This is a genomic window from Bacillus sp. CR71, assembly GCF_003429245.1.
In the GTDB taxonomy this organism is placed as follows: Bacteria; Bacillota; Bacilli; order Bacillales; family Bacillaceae_G; genus Bacillus_A; species Bacillus_A thuringiensis_S.
In genome coordinates, this window is record NZ_CP031748.1 from 4,670,182 (window position 1) to 4,685,036 (window position 14,855).

Here is a 14,855-nt window from a genome sequence, read left to right on the forward strand (position 1 = left end):
TTTTCAATAGAGGAAAAAGGAAAAATATGTTTGTGAAATTATGAACAATTTCCGAATTATTGTCTGAAATTACCTATACTCATGTTTATCTGTATTATAATGTTATTATCTTGGATAAAGTGATAAAGGTGGAGATCCTCATGGAACAAGCTTTAAAAATTACAGGTGTTTTAGCTGACCCAACTCGTTATTACATTTATAAATATATTTCGCAAAAACATAGTTACGTAACTGTACAAGAAATTGCAGATGAATTCGATATTCATCCAAACGTAGCACGTTTACATTTATCTAAATTAGAAGATGTTCATATGCTTAAATCGGAAACAAAGAAAACTGGAAAAGGCGGAAGACCAAGCAGATTATATGTCTTATCTGAAGATGTTATTCAATTGCAATTTCCATTCCGTGATTATCAATTGTTAGCAAGAATAGCATTTAATTCTTTACTTAGCCTTGGCGCTGCTGGTGAGAAAGCGCTATACGAAACAGGAAAACAATTCGGGGCCGAATTAATGCAACAACATATGCAACGTTTAAATGTGAGTGAAGGTGCTTTAACAGTAGAACAAAAAGTTCAAATTGCAAAAGAAGCTTTCTCAACAGCCGGCTTATCACCTGCATTTGAATTAAGTGCAGATGGAACAAAAATTTTCTATGATGTACACAATTGTCCATTTAAAGAAGTGGCTGTTCATCATCCAACTGAAATTTGTAACATGCACGGAGATATGATGAAAGGAATTTTTGAAATCCTATTCCCTAACATGGAATTAACTCGAAATGATAGTCTATTAGATGGATGTAAATCTTGTAATTATAAACTAACAATTTAATTTCTCATATAAAAAGAAGCCAATAATAATTGGCTTCTTTTTATATGAATGAATATTTACAATAGTAAGAAAAATAAACTATAATGAAAAGAGGTTTTACTTTTTCTAGAAAAGGAGGGAAATAGCATGGATCGCATGTTTCGCGTTCTCGGCTTTTGGACTGGAATTTTCTCGGTTATGTTTTACGTAGGAGATATGCAACAGGCTGCACTACTATTTTTAGGACAAACAGGTTTCTTCGTACTTTTAAGCTATTTAAAATTAACAGAGCGTATGTATATATACGTATTCGGGGCATATTTAACTGTTTTCTTCATAGGATTTACATACTACACGACATTTTTACTTGTCCCTGGGGCTGGACATTAAAAGATGGCATTTTGCCATCTTTTTTTTAATCCCGGAATTTCCTAGTTGACTTATAGGTTTTATTACCTTATATTCTATATAACAGATTGGAATTAGGGGGAATCAACATGAATACACTGCTTGTCGGAATTAACGTTGCAGTCATGCTCATCTTAGTTGGCGTATTATATTATATGCAACGTAAGCATGTATCTTTTAATAAACGTGTATTTACCGCTTTAGGAGTCGGAATTTTATTCGGTCTTATATTACAATTCATTTATGAGCCAACTTCTAAAGTAATTATTGAATCAAATACTTGGTTTGGCTTAATTGGTAACGGTTATGTGAAATTACTTCAAATGATCGTTATGCCACTTATTTTAGTATCTATTATTTCAGCATTTACAAAATTACAGTTAACGAAAAACCTTGGTAAAATTAGTGGTCTTATTATCGGAATTTTAATTCTTACTACAGGAATCGCTGCAGCTGTCGGTATCGCTGCAAGTGCAGGATTTGATGTATCTGCAACAGGCTTGCAACAAGGTGATGCAGAATCTGCTCGTCTGAAACTAGTTGAAGAAAGATTTACTTCTATTGAAAAGACAACAATTCCAGATAAATTATTAGAGCTATTGCCTACAAATCCGTTTCTTGATTTAACAGGCGCTCGTCCAACATCAACAATTTCTGTCGTAATATTTGCAGCCTTTATCGGCATTGCCTTTATAGGTGTAAAACGAAAATATCCAGAACAAGCAGAGCTATTTAAGAAAATGCTTGATGCTGTATATGCAATCGTAATGCGTATGGTAACATTAATTTTACGCCTTACTCCATACGGCGTATTAGCTCTTATGGCAAAAACAGTTGCTGGTAGCGATATAAATGCTATTTTAAAGCTTGGTAACTTCGTGTTAGCCTCTTATGTAGCACTTATCGTAATGTTTATCATTCACTTATTATTAATTGCATTGTCTGGTTTAAATCCAATTCAATATTTGAAAAAAGTGTTCCCTGTACTAACTTTTGCATTCACATCTCGCTCTAGTGCTGGTGCGATGCCATTAAATATTGAAGCTCAAAAAGAAAAGCTTGGTATCTCCGAAGGAATTGCAAACTTCGCAGCTTCATTTGGGGTATCTATCGGACAAAACGGTTGCGCAGGTATTTATCCAGCAATGCTTGCAATGATGGTCGCTCCAACTGTAGGAATTGATCCATTACAACCACAATTTATTTTAACTTTAATCGCTGTTGTTGCTATTAGCTCATTCGGTGTTGCCGGAGTTGGTGGCGGTGCAACATTCGCAGCTTTAATCGTACTATCTACAATGAACTTACCAATCGGTATTGTTGCTCTAGTTATCTCAGTTGAGCCATTAATCGATATGGGTCGTACAGCTCTTAACGTAAGTGGTTCTATGACAGCAGGTCTTATTTCAAGTAAATGGCTTGGTGAATTAGATCAAGATACGTACAATCAAGACGATACAAAAACTGGTGAAATTGCTTCATAATGAAAGAAAGACGCTAACATACAATTGTTAGCGTCTTTTTTATTCCGTTCCCTCTTTATAGATCTTATCTTGAGAATTATCACTCCAAGTATTCTTTTAATTGCTCTTTTAACTCTTCCTCAATCTCATAACAAGATTCATCAGCGAGTTCCCCTACTTTCTTACTACCCAAAATGTTTGATTGAATTGGCATTCCTAAAAAGATTCTTTCGCATTTCCAAATTGGTATATTGTAAAATCCAATCATCTCTTTTTCTTCATCTAATATAGCTATAGCAACTGATGAACCATATCCCACCTCAAAAGGATGCTCTTTATCTTTAACAAGTCCCATATCTAATTCCATGTTTTTTTCTATGTATAAATGCGAATACTCTTTATAAAGTTTAAGTGATATCCGTTCTATTTCCTTCTCCATGCATTGAATTTTCTCTTTCAATTCCAGTGTAAAATCTCGTTCTGTATACTTCATCTCCGTCTCCTTACACATAGAAAAAGAGAATATAATAACATATTCTCTTCTCTCAAATATATTTCATTATCTCACAGCCCGTCCTTTTCACAAATAACCATTTTGTTCGCACCATTTATGAAATTGTCCTACGTCCACCCCAACTAACACGATATCCTTTAGCTCTACATCAATGATTTGTTCTCCAATTACAATAGCAAACTGCGATGCTAATTTTGTCTCGTTTTTCTTTACAATTCCAATTCGGTTCCGATGCGGTCCATCTTTTATATATGCTTTTTGTCCTACAATATCAAAGTTCAAGATTTTCACCTCTTTTACTGCGCTCAAATTGGAAATACGATCTCCACCTCGGAAAATTTCCTTTCATTGCACTATTTCTCTATATATATGACGAAACAATAAAAGAGTCCTTCCTTCTTTACAATTATTTTTTCTTTGTTTCATTTTTGTGATTGAAACGTAAAGTTTATAATAAAATACACTTGGAAGCGCTTTCTATGTAATTTTTTTATGTTATAATATAAAAGTAGAACTTCGTAAAGAGGGTTAAAAAAATGAATACAAAAATGATAAAAAAAGTAATTGAAGCATTAAAAGTATATGGCTTTCAGGATGTATCATTCTGTGACAAAACGAGGCAATTTTTATTTCATAACGAAACCGATATTATGAGCGGCTATGCAGAAATAACATATAGTAGTCAATTTGAAAAATTCAACGTACAAATTCATCCAATTGAAACACATCACCAAGCAGAGTTACAAGAGGTTGAAAGACATATACAAGCTTGTATAAGAAAAGTGGAATATTTAAACGCACTTCTTACCGGGCAGACAAAACTAGATGATAAAATTATTATTATGTAAAAAAAGAACGTGATCCAATCACGTTCTTTTTTCATTATATGTTCATCTTTTCCTTTAGTTGTAATCCTGTAACAGATTCTAATACATCCATCGATTCTCCAAATGTCATATCAAAAATTGTATTGTCCTCTATGTACGGAAACTGTCTGAAACGCTTTTCTAACACCTTTACAGCATCTGATGTAAAGTTTGCACTATCAATTCCAAATTCTGTTTCAAGAAGAACGATCCAATCTAACACATGAAAACCTAATCCATTGACGAATGCAATAAGTTTTTCTTCTGGGTTTGAAGATAAGAATACTTGGCGTTCCATCTCACTAAAAAGTTCTTCTCCTAAAATTTCAGCTAACTCATCATCATGTTCACGTTCAACAAGTTCTTCGTAGCCGTAATCATCCACAAGCTCTTCTACTTCTTCACTATCCTGACAAAGCAATTGACTAAGAAGTGCCTCTTTCTTAAATTCACTATTTTGTACGACTTCTAAAAAGCTCGTTTCCCATCCATTTTCTAATTTCATATTATGTACTCCTTTATATACGTTTCTTATCATCACTGTACCCAAAAGATCACTTTTATAACCTTTTAGGTAGTTACATTATTTCACATGATTCATAACATAAGATGCAAACTCAGCTACATCTCCTTCAAAAATATTTATTTCTGGCAAGTGATAGAACGTTGTTTGGAGCGGATTTCCTGCATGATATACATATATCGTTTTCTCTAGCGCAATCGCCATTCCAAACTCTGTATGGCTCCCGTTTCCGCCATCTAATATAAGTAAAAACACATCCGCTTCTTTTACAGCATTTTGTTCTGCCTGACCAATTTCTCTTAATTGTTCTTGATTCGCTGCTCTTTCGTTTTTGGCCCAATCATATGTATGGTGCCATCCTGCATGTTTCAGTTCATTTGCTACGGAACGTACAAGATGTTTATTTTGGAAACCTGAGGCGATATAAAAATTCATTTATATACACTCCTTCATTATGTATGGGGAAACTCCTTTTTAGCGTTATTTGTTATAGCTATAATAAAGAACAACTTCAAAAAAAATCCCCATCTTTAAAACTTATTTGCGTTTAAATGATGGGATGCTTCATGGTCTTCTTTTATTTTTTGTTTTTTATAACTTTCATCAGCTAACATTTCTAGTTCAGCTGTTATCTCTGACTTTTCAAGCTCTCTTTCTTGCGAAAATTTCCTTGAAATATAAACAATAACACTACCAACGTACAACACAAAGCATATAATAAGTGCAGTATTTTCATAGAGACTTAGCTCCAACACAGTCACTCCTAATCCATTCGTATTTTCACGCCTCATTAATTGGAATTTCTCTATTAACCCAGTTGTTATCCCGCTATTTGAGGGCAGTAAGACTCCCTCCTCAAATTTCAGTAAAAGTAAAGAAGTTAGATGTGGGATGCACCCAACTGATTAAAGTTTCACTTTATTGTAACATAAAAATATCAATTCTTGGAATCTTTCACCCTACTAAAAGAGGCATGATTGTTTCATCATGCCTCTGAAATATTTTGAATGATTGTTTGAATTGCTTCTTTTCCATTATATTTTTTTAGTGCTGTTTTATACTTCTCATTATTTTGATTCAATTCTTCGACATACTTTATCAGAGATTTTACAGTTACATCTTCTTCATATAATACGGAGGCATACCCTTGCCTTTCAAAGGACTCTGCATTTAATATTTGATCTCCACGGCTTGCAAATTTCGATAATGGAATTAAAACCATCGGCTTTTGTAATGTTAAAAATTCAAAAATTGCGTTGGAGCCCGCGCGTGAAATAACAAAATCTGTTACCGCTAATATATCCGGCAGTTCTCCATGTACATATTCAAATTGTCTATATCCTTCTTTATTTTGTAAACTTTCATCAAGGTTACCTTTTCCGCAAAGGTGAACAATTTGATACTTTTTAAGAAGTTCTGGTAATGCTTCTCGAGCCGTATCATTAATTTTCTTCGCGCCCAAGCTGCCTCCCATAATCGTAATAACTGGCTTTTTACGTGAAAAACCTAAAAATGCTAAACCTGTTTCAGGATTTCCCTTCAGCACTTCTTCACGTACAGGAGATCCCGTATATATTACTTTTCCTTTCGGTAAATGCTTCGCTGCTTCTTCAAATGTAACAAATATTTTCGAAGCAAAACGAAGCGCAATTTTATTTGCTAGTCCTGGTGTCATATCAGATTCATGTAATAAAACTGGTACTCTATTTAGCCATCCTCCAATTACGACTGGTACAGATACGAAACCGCCTTTTGAAAAAATCACATCTGGTTTTAGTTTTCGAATCCTTACATACGCATCCATAACACCCTTCATTACAAGAAAAGGATCTTTTATATTTTTCAAATCAAAATAACGACGTAGCTTTCCACTCGAAATACTATAGTAGGGAATGCCTTCCTTTTCTATAATCGTTTTCTCAATACCTTGATGAGAACCAATATAAGAGATATCCCAGTTGTCTTCCTGTAAATGTGGGATAATGGCTAAATTAGGTGTTACATGTCCTGCCGAACCGCCACCTGTAAAGACTATTTTCTTCATACGTCTCCCCCTTCTAGACTATAATACACTAAAATATCTTGCCTCAGGGTGAGAAAATACCATAGCCGTTACGGACGCTTCTGGCTCCATCATGAATCCTTCTGTTAATGAAATACCTATTTCCTCTGGATGAATTAAGCGAAATAGCTTTTCTTGATCTGCAAGTTCTGGACACGCCGGATAACCAAATGACACGCGTATTCCTCTATATTTCGTACGGAAACGTTCTTCCATCGTCAGTTCAGGTGAGTCTGGAATGCCCCAGCGGTCACGAATGAGCATATGTGTTTTTTCAGCAAGTCCTTCTGCTAATTCAAGCGCTAACGATTGAATGGCATGACTACGTAAGTAATCACCTTTCGCCTTCCACTCTTCAGCAATGTCCCGAACTCCTTCCCCAACCGTAACAGATAAGAAAGCAACATAGTCCATCTCATCTCCAATTGGGCGCAAATAATCGCCTAAAGTACGATAGGGGGCCTTTCCTTGTCTAGGGAACGTGAAACGCTCTATAACACGCGTATGATCTTCTGGATCATATATTACAATGTTTTGTCCATCGCTTTGCGCTGGAAAAAATTGATACACTGCTTTTGGCTTTAACCAAGATTGTCCTTCTTGCAATAATTCATCTATTAAATCATTTAATTCATGCGCTCTCTTATCTCCCTCTTTCAAAAGCTTCTTCACATTTCCTTTTAATCCAAGGTGATGCCCAAGTAGCATTTGTCTATTTAAAAATGGAGCGAGATGAAGGGCGGGAATATCGCGTAATACAATTCGTTTTGTTGAATCAGGCACGATAACCTCAGCCTTTGGTAATGGCTCAATTACTGCTGGAATTTCTACTTTCTTCTCCTCTTTTTTTACGATATGAAGATGCCGTTCTTTCTTATCCTGTTTCATCTTCTCACGCTCTTCTTCTTTTTGAAGCTTATTAATAATATCGAGCCCCGTCATCGCATCACTCGCATAACAAACGAGCCCTTTATATGATGGTGAAATCCGATTATCTGTAAACTTTCTCGTTAATGCTGCACCACCTACAACAATGGGAACATCAATATTTGCTGCTTTTAAATCTTCAGCAGTCGTTACCATTTGTTGCGCTGATTTTACTAATAAACCTGAAAGTCCTATAATGTCCGGATTCTTTTCTTGTACTTCTTGAACAATTCGATCTGAACGTACATTAATTCCTAAATTAATAATCTCATATCCGTTATTCGCTAAAATAATTTCAACGAGATTTTTCCCAATATCATGCACGTCACCTTTTACAGTTGCTAATAATACTTTCCCTTTTTTCGCACTATCACTAGATTCCATATATGGCTCTAAATAACTTACAGCAGCTTTCATACTTTCGGCACTTTGCAATACTTCAGCAACAATAAGTTCATTATTATTAAATAGTCGTCCTACCTCGTCCATCCCTGTCATAAGCGGACCGTTAATAATATCAAGAGGTTTTCTTCCTTCTTCAAGTGCAAGACTTAAATCCTCGTGTAATCCTTGTTTCGTACCTTCTACAATATAATTTGCTAGTCTTTCATCAAGCGTTAACGTTTCTTGCACAACGACATCTTTCTTTTTAGCGACTCGGTAAAAGTTTGTAAATTCTTCTAACGTCTCTTTAGTCGTTTCAAACAGTAATGCATCTGCAAGGTGTTTTTCTTCCTCTGGAATCGACGCATAGCGTTCTAATTTTTCCGTATTAACAATCGCGTAATCTAATCCAGCCTTCGTAGCATGATATAAAAAGACGGAATTCAATACTTCACGTCCAGCTGGTGGTAAACCAAATGATATGTTACTTACACCTAAAATCGTTAAACACTCTGGTAACGCTTCTTTAATAAGACGAATTCCTTCTATAGTCGCTGCCGCTGAACCAATATATTCTTCATCACCTGTCCCTACTGGAAACACAAGTGCATCAAAAATAATATCTGACGGACGTATTCCATATTTCGTCGTTAATAATTCGTAACTTCTTTTTGCAATTTCTAATTTTCTTTCAGCACTTACTGCCATACCATCTTCATCGATTGTACCAACTACAATTGCAGCACCATACTTACGAAGAAGCGGTGTTACCTTTTCAAAACGCTCTTCTCCATCTTCTAAATTAATAGAGTTGATAACAGCTTTTCCTTGAATATAAGTAAGTGCTCTTGCCATAACATTTTCATCCGTTGAATCAATCATAATCGGTACTTTTAACACTTTCGTAACTTCTGTCAAAAATTTCTCCATATCTTCTATTTCATCACGATCAGGATCTGCCATACAAATATCAATAATATGAGCATTTTTCTTCACTTGCGCCCTTGCCACTTCAGCAGCCTCTTCAAATTTCCCTTCTGCTACTAATCGTTTAAATTTACGTGATCCAATAACATTCGTTCTTTCACCTACAAATAACGGTCTCATAGACTCATCGTATTGCAGTGCCTCCAATCCACTAATTCCATGTCCTTCTCTCTCATGATGGTCACGAGGCTTAAGAGATGCTAGCGCGGATTTCATTGCTTTTATATGTTCTGGTGTCGTGCCACAACAACCACCGATAATATTAACCCATCCTTCTTCAGCAAATCGCTTCACCTTTTCAGCAAGAGAAGATGGAGATTCATGGTAATGTCCATCTTCATCAGGAAGACCTGCATTTGGATAACAAGAAATGTAACACTCCGATAAATCAGATAGTGAACGAATATGGTCCCTCATAAACTCCGGACCAGTCGCACAGTTTAATCCAACAGATAATGGTTTCATATGTTCTACTGATAAATAAAAAGCTTCAATTGTTTGCCCAGCCAGAGTCGTTCCCATTGGCTCAATCGTTCCTGAAATCATAATAGGAACCGTTTTTTTCATTTCTTCAAAAGCAGCTTGAATTCCAATATAAGCTGCTTTCACGTTACGCATATCTTGACTCGTCTCAACGAGTAATACATCAACTTCTCCTTTTAACAATCCTCGTGCCTGCCTTGTATAAGCCTCAATCAATTCTTCAAAAGTCACACCACCTGTAACACTAATTGCTTTCGTTGTTGGTCCCATTGCTCCCGCAACATATACTTCCTTCCCGCTTTCTTTAACAGCTTGCTTCGCCAAAAGTGCTGCCTTTTCATTTAGTTCTTCATCTAAATGAGACAGCTCATAATCACTTAGTACAATATTCGTTGCCCCAAATGTATTTGTTTCAATAATATCCGCTCCAGCTTCAATATAAGCTTTATGAATTTTTAAAATAACGTCTGGTCTTGTTTCTACTAAATATTCATTACAGCCCTCGTACTCTTCTCCTCCGAAATCTTCAGCAGTTAAATCCTCTTGCTGAATCATTGTCCCCATTGCCCCATCTAATATTAAAATGCTATTCTGTAATTTTTCTTCTATACACTTCATCAATTAATACCTTCTTTCACTTCTTGCTTTTCTCTTACATATTTAACAAGATGTTCTGTAATTTCATACTTTAAAAATGGTGTAATAAGATAAATACCATTAAAATATTTCATCGCTATGTCGATTAATTCTTGCGAAATGCGAATCCCTTCCTCAATTGCTGCCTCTTTCGTTTCGTGTCCATCCATTCTCTCTCTTATTTCTTCAGGAAGAGTAATACCCGGCACCTCAAAATGAAGAAAATCTGCATTCCGCTTACTTACTAACGGCATAATTCCAATAAAAATAGGTTGTTCCAAATGCTTTGTCGCTTCATACACTTCTTCAATTAGCGCGATATCGTAAATTGGCTGAGTTAAAAAATACTCCGCTCCAGCATCTATTTTTCGTTCCATTCGCTTAACCGCTGCTTTTAAGTGCCTCACGTGAGGATTAAATGCGCCGCCTACAGAAAACCTTGTCGCCGGTCCAATTGATTTCCCTAAAATTGAACGTCCATCGTTCATTTCTTTAATCATTTTAATGAGCTCAATAGAGGATAAATCATATACAGAAGTTGCACCGGGAAAATCACCAACGCGCGCTGGATCACCAGTTAAAGCTAACACTTCTTCCATCCCTAACGCCGATAAACCTAACAAATGAGATTGTAGTCCAATGACGTTATGATCTCTACACGTTAAATGTGTCAATACTGGGATATCATGCTTGGTTAATAACGCACCCATTGCCATATTCGAGATGCGAGGCGATGCTAATGAATTATCTGCTAGAGTAATAGCATCTGCTCCCGCTCTTTTTAACGCTCTTGCTCCTTCAAAAAAACGCTGTGTATCTAACGTTTTCGGTGGATCTAATTCTACTACAACTGTCGTTTGTTTTTTCGCTTTCTCTGCTAGAGTGACGTGAGCCTTCGAACGTTTCTCATGCGTATGAACGACTTTCGGCCTTTGAATCGTGTCTTTTTCTATTACAGGGGTAATATTCGCAACAGCGTGCTTCATACTTTGAATATGTTCTGGAGTCGTACCACAACAACCACCCAATAATCGAATACCTTGCTCAATAAATCTCGGTGTCATCGCTTCAAAATAAGCTGGGCTTCCCTCATATACATAACGTCCCTCCACATAATTCGGGAGACCTGCATTTGGGTATGCTGATAAATAGCCATTTTGCGGAATCGATATCATTTTGAAAGCTTCCGTCATATGAAGCGGCCCTAGTTGACAATTCAATCCAACAACATTTGCACCGCAATCTATAAGTTGCTTTAATATTTCATTGACATCATTTCCATTTTGAGTCGTACCTGCTTCATGTAACGCTAATTGAGCAACAATTGGAATATTCGTTTGCTTACGCAATACTTTAACGGCATGAAGTAATTCAAATTCATCGTAAAAAGTTTCTAATAGTAATCCATCAACCTGTTCTTCTAGTAAAGCCCCTGCCTGTTCAAGTAGCATAAACTCCCTTTCCATATCAGTCGTTGTAACGGCTCCGATGTGTTTCATACCACCAATTGTTCCTAAAATTGCATTTCTGTCTGTAACAGATGCTTTCGCCAGTTTTACTGCCGCTCTATTAATTTCTGTAACTTGATTTTCTAAACCATACATACGTAATTTCGTCTCATTTGCCCCATACGTATTCGTTTGAATTACATCTGCTCCAGCAGCTACATATTGTTTATGAATCGATATAATTAAGTCTGGATCAGATACATTCAATTCTTCAAAGCTACTTTGCAAACCATGTGAATGCAATAACGTCCCAACCGCACCATCACCTATTACAATTCCTTTTGATAATAAATCTAGTAATTTCACGAATCTCCCTCATTTCTATCAATATAAAAACCCCCTCTTCACTTTGAAGAGGGGGACATAATCGTTCCTCCTCTTATTATGCAAAACATTCGTTTTGCAGGTATTAGCACCGTTTCAAACATTTCGTTTGAAGGTTGCCGGGTTTCACAGGGCCTTTCCCTCCACCGCTCTCAATAAGAGTTGTCTTTATTATTTTATTTATGTAGCTAAAAGGAAATGCGTTCCCCTTTTAACAATGTTTGTTAATTTTTTAATAAATTTAGCATGCACAAAAGTAAAAGTCAATGATACTTGCGGAAAAATAAAAATTATTTAAAATAAACTTGCAATTCAATTATCTTTTGTTGTAAAGTTAAAAACATAATAAAAATTTCATACGAACATTCTTATCTAGAGAGGTAGAGGGACTGGCCCTATGACGCCTCAGCAACCATTAACAGTTTGTTAATAAGGTGCTAATTCCAGCAAATTGTGAAAGATTTGACAGATGAGAAGAAGACTCTATTCAAACCGAAAGCCTTCTTCTTAGAAGGCTTTTTTTATTTTATATTCACTTAATGTTTCAATTTAAAAAGGAGGAATTTTCACATGTCAACAATCGAAACGAAACTAGCACAAATCGGAAATCGCAGTGAAACTACAACAGGAACGGTTAATCCACCGGTTTATTTCTCAACCGCTTATCGTCACGAAGGAATTGGTAAATCTACTGGCTTTGACTATTCACGAACTGGCAATCCAACTCGCGGTCTTTTAGAACAGGCGATCGCAGACTTAGAATATGGCGAACAAGGTTATGCCTGTAGTTCAGGGATGGCGGCTGTTCTCCTCGTCCTTTCTCTATTCCACTCTGGAGACGAACTTATTGTATCTGAAGATTTATACGGAGGAACGTATCGATTATTTTCTGAGCACGAAAAAAAGTGGAATGTTCGATGTAGATACGTAAATACACAATCTATTAAACAAATTGAGCAAGCTATCACAACTGAAACGAAGGCTATTTTCATAGAAACTCCAACTAATCCATTAATGCAAGTTACTGATATTGCTGCTGTCGCAACTGTAGCGAAAAGGCACGGACTACTTCTTATTGTAGACAACACATTCTACACACCTTATATACAGCAACCATTAACAGAAGGTGCTGACATTGTACTCCATAGCGCAACGAAATATTTAGGGGGACATAACGATGTACTAAGCGGACTTGTCGTTGCAAAAGGAATGGAACTTTGCGAGGAAATCGCTCATTATCATAATGCATCAGGCGCGGTTTTAAGCCCATTTGACTCATGGTTATTAATTCGCGGTATGAAAACGTTAGCGCTTCGCATGAGACAACATGAAGAAAATGCGAAAGCAGTTGTTGCATATTTAAATGATGAAAACGGGGTGACAGATGTATTTTATCCAGGAAGAGGCGGCATGATTTCATTCCGCCTTAAAGATGAAGCTTGGATTAATCCATTCTTACAATCTTTATCCTTAATTACATTTGCAGAAAGTCTTGGTGGTGTAGAAAGTTTAATGACTTATCCAGCAACGCAAACACATGCTGATATTCCTGAAGATATTAGAACAGCAAACGGTGTATGCAATCGTCTTCTTCGATTCTCCGTTGGCATTGAAAATAGTAACGATTTAATTCAAGACTTAAAGCAAGCCATTAAACTCGTAAAAGAAGGTGTAAAAATATGAGCTATTCTATAGATACACTCTTACTACACAACCAATATAAACATGACTCACAAACGGGCGCTGTGAACGTTCCCATTTATAACACATCAACTTTTCACCAGTTTGATGTAGATACGTTCGGAAAATATGACTATAGCAGGTCAGGAAATCCAACTCGTGAAGCTCTTGAAGATATCATTGCTTTATTAGAAGGTGGAACAAAGGGATTCGCCTTTGCATCAGGCATTGCAGCGATTTCCACTGCATTCCTCCTTCTTTCACAAGGTGATCACGTACTCATTTCAGAAGATGTATACGGAGGCACTTACAGAGTGATAACTGAGGTACTCTCCCGTTACGGTGTTTCACATACATTTGTTGATATGACCAATTTAGAAGAAATAAAACAAAACATTAAACCAAATACAAAGCTCTTTTATGTAGAAACACCTTCTAACCCACTTTTAAAAGTGACAGATATCCGCGAAGTTTCTAAACTTGCAAAATCTATTGGCGCTCTTACTTTTGTTGATAATACTTTTTTGACACCACTATTCCAGAAACCACTTGAACTTGGAGCTGATGTCGTTCTTCATAGTGCTACAAAATTTATTGCTGGTCATAGTGATGTTACTGCCGGATTAGCAGTAGTAAAAGATGCAGAACTCGCTCAAAAGCTTGGATTTTTACAAAATGCATTCGGTGCTATTTTAGGGCCTCAAGATTGTTCTCTCGTACTTCGTGGCCTAAAAACATTGCATGTACGCCTCGAGCATTCAGCTAAAAATGCCAATAAAATTGCACATTATTTACAAGAGCACACTAAAGTACAAAATGTCTATTATCCTGGATTACAAACGCATCTCGGATTTGATATTCAACAATCTCAAGCAACATCAGCTGGAGCGGTCTTATCGTTTACTTTGCAGTCAGAAGATGCACTCCGCCAATTTTTGTCAAAAGTAAAATTACCCGTTTTTGCAGTTAGTTTAGGAGCGGTAGAGTCAATTCTTTCTTACCCAGCAAAAATGTCACATGCAGCACTGTCGCAAGAAGCTCGTGATGAAAGAGGGATCTCTAATTCATTACTTCGGTTATCAGTTGGCCTTGAAAATGTTGACGATTTAATATCCGATTTTGAAAATGCCCTTTCTTATGTAGAAGAACCTGTAAATGTATAGAATGAATAGAAGATATGAAATTAAGTTTTCATATCTTTTTTTATGCTGTCTACCATACTCGTTTTAGTGCTTTTCTGTCTATATAGTTCATTAAAAAATAAAATTTTTATCT

Annotated in this window: 14 protein-coding genes and 2 riboswitches; of the genes, 6 read left to right on the plus strand and 8 right to left on the minus strand. The window is 36.2% G+C overall.

What is annotated here, in order from left to right; translation table 11 throughout:
* Positions 1-140: 140 nt before the first annotated feature.
* The 3 genes from DOS87_RS23465 (at position 141) to DOS87_RS23475 (ending at position 2,707) form a co-directional block, all read left to right on the plus strand.
* Entirely contained in the window at positions 141-836 is a 696-nt protein-coding gene (locus tag DOS87_RS23465; protein WP_000434110.1) for a helix-turn-helix transcriptional regulator, read from the plus strand.
* Between the two features lie 126 nt (positions 837-962).
* Entirely contained in the window at positions 963-1,205 is a 243-nt protein-coding gene (locus DOS87_RS23470; RefSeq protein ID WP_000375619.1) for a DUF2626 domain-containing protein, read from the plus strand.
* 107 nt (positions 1,206-1,312) lie between these two features.
* Positions 1,313-2,707: an L-cystine transporter gene (locus tag DOS87_RS23475; protein WP_001094344.1), complete on the plus strand. Its 1,395-nt coding sequence runs from the start codon at positions 1,313-1,315 to the stop codon at positions 2,705-2,707.
* 79 nt (positions 2,708-2,786) lie between these two features.
* Here DOS87_RS23475 and DOS87_RS23480 read toward each other — a convergent pair whose 3' ends face one another.
* Entirely contained in the window at positions 2,787-3,179 is a 393-nt protein-coding gene (locus tag DOS87_RS23480; RefSeq protein WP_000877908.1) for a hypothetical protein, read from the minus strand.
* An 87-nt stretch (positions 3,180-3,266) separates the two neighbouring features.
* The gene (locus tag DOS87_RS23485; protein ID WP_001008326.1) at positions 3,267-3,482 is read right to left on the minus strand and encodes a DUF3912 family protein; all 216 of its coding nucleotides are present in this window, start codon (positions 3,480-3,482) and stop codon (positions 3,267-3,269) included.
* A 254-nt stretch (positions 3,483-3,736) separates the two neighbouring features.
* On the opposite strand from DOS87_RS23485, the gene DOS87_RS23490 reads away from it, so the two are divergent.
* A complete protein-coding gene (locus DOS87_RS23490; protein ID WP_001093240.1) occupies positions 3,737-4,048 on the plus strand; it encodes a hypothetical protein in 312 nt (103 codons plus the stop codon).
* A gap of 34 nt (positions 4,049-4,082) precedes the next feature.
* Here DOS87_RS23490 and DOS87_RS23495 read toward each other — a convergent pair whose 3' ends face one another.
* The 6 genes from DOS87_RS23495 to DOS87_RS23520 all read right to left on the minus strand — a co-directional run bounded on the left by DOS87_RS23495 (position 4,083) and on the right by DOS87_RS23520 (position 11,882).
* On the minus strand, positions 4,083-4,571 hold the full coding sequence (locus DOS87_RS23495) for a hypothetical protein (RefSeq protein WP_000764263.1): 489 nt from the start codon (positions 4,569-4,571) through the stop codon (positions 4,083-4,085).
* Between the two features lie 78 nt (positions 4,572-4,649).
* Positions 4,650-5,024, minus strand: a complete 375-nt coding sequence (locus DOS87_RS23500; RefSeq protein ID WP_001012339.1) for a nucleoside 2-deoxyribosyltransferase — start codon at positions 5,022-5,024, stop codon at positions 4,650-4,652.
* 95 nt (positions 5,025-5,119) lie between these two features.
* Entirely contained in the window at positions 5,120-5,380 is a 261-nt protein-coding gene (locus DOS87_RS23505) for a DUF3966 domain-containing protein (protein WP_001250699.1), read from the minus strand.
* A gap of 194 nt (positions 5,381-5,574) precedes the next feature.
* Positions 5,575-6,633 carry an undecaprenyldiphospho-muramoylpentapeptide beta-N-acetylglucosaminyltransferase gene (locus tag DOS87_RS23510; RefSeq protein ID WP_000724743.1) on the minus strand — a complete coding sequence of 353 codons (1,059 nt, stop codon included), beginning with the start codon at positions 6,631-6,633 and terminating at the stop codon, positions 5,575-5,577.
* 18 nt (positions 6,634-6,651) lie between these two features.
* Positions 6,652-10,050, minus strand: a complete 3,399-nt coding sequence (gene metH / locus DOS87_RS23515; protein ID WP_044784483.1) for a methionine synthase — start codon at positions 10,048-10,050, stop codon at positions 6,652-6,654.
* The gene (locus tag DOS87_RS23520) at positions 10,050-11,882 is read right to left on the minus strand and encodes a bifunctional homocysteine S-methyltransferase/methylenetetrahydrofolate reductase (protein ID WP_000770366.1); all 1,833 of its coding nucleotides are present in this window, start codon (positions 11,880-11,882) and stop codon (positions 10,050-10,052) included. The genes metH and DOS87_RS23520 overlap by 1 nt, the downstream gene beginning before the upstream one ends.
* Positions 11,883-11,952: 70 nt before the next feature.
* Positions 11,953-12,062, minus strand: a riboswitch (SAM riboswitch).
* A gap of 203 nt (positions 12,063-12,265) precedes the next feature.
* A riboswitch (SAM riboswitch) is annotated at positions 12,266-12,376 on the plus strand.
* A gap of 94 nt (positions 12,377-12,470) precedes the next feature.
* Here DOS87_RS23520 and metI point away from each other — a divergent pair.
* Together metI and metC are read left to right on the plus strand one after the other, a co-directional pair.
* Positions 12,471-13,583 carry a cystathionine gamma-synthase/O-acetylhomoserine thiolyase gene (metI, locus tag DOS87_RS23525; protein WP_000103880.1) on the plus strand — a complete coding sequence of 371 codons (1,113 nt, stop codon included), beginning with the start codon at positions 12,471-12,473 and terminating at the stop codon, positions 13,581-13,583.
* Positions 13,580-14,743 carry a cystathionine beta-lyase gene (gene metC / locus DOS87_RS23530; protein ID WP_000122298.1) on the plus strand — a complete coding sequence of 388 codons (1,164 nt, stop codon included), beginning with the start codon at positions 13,580-13,582 and terminating at the stop codon, positions 14,741-14,743. Before metI ends, metC begins: the two co-directional genes overlap by 4 nt.
* The last annotated feature ends 112 nt before the right edge of the window (positions 14,744-14,855 follow it).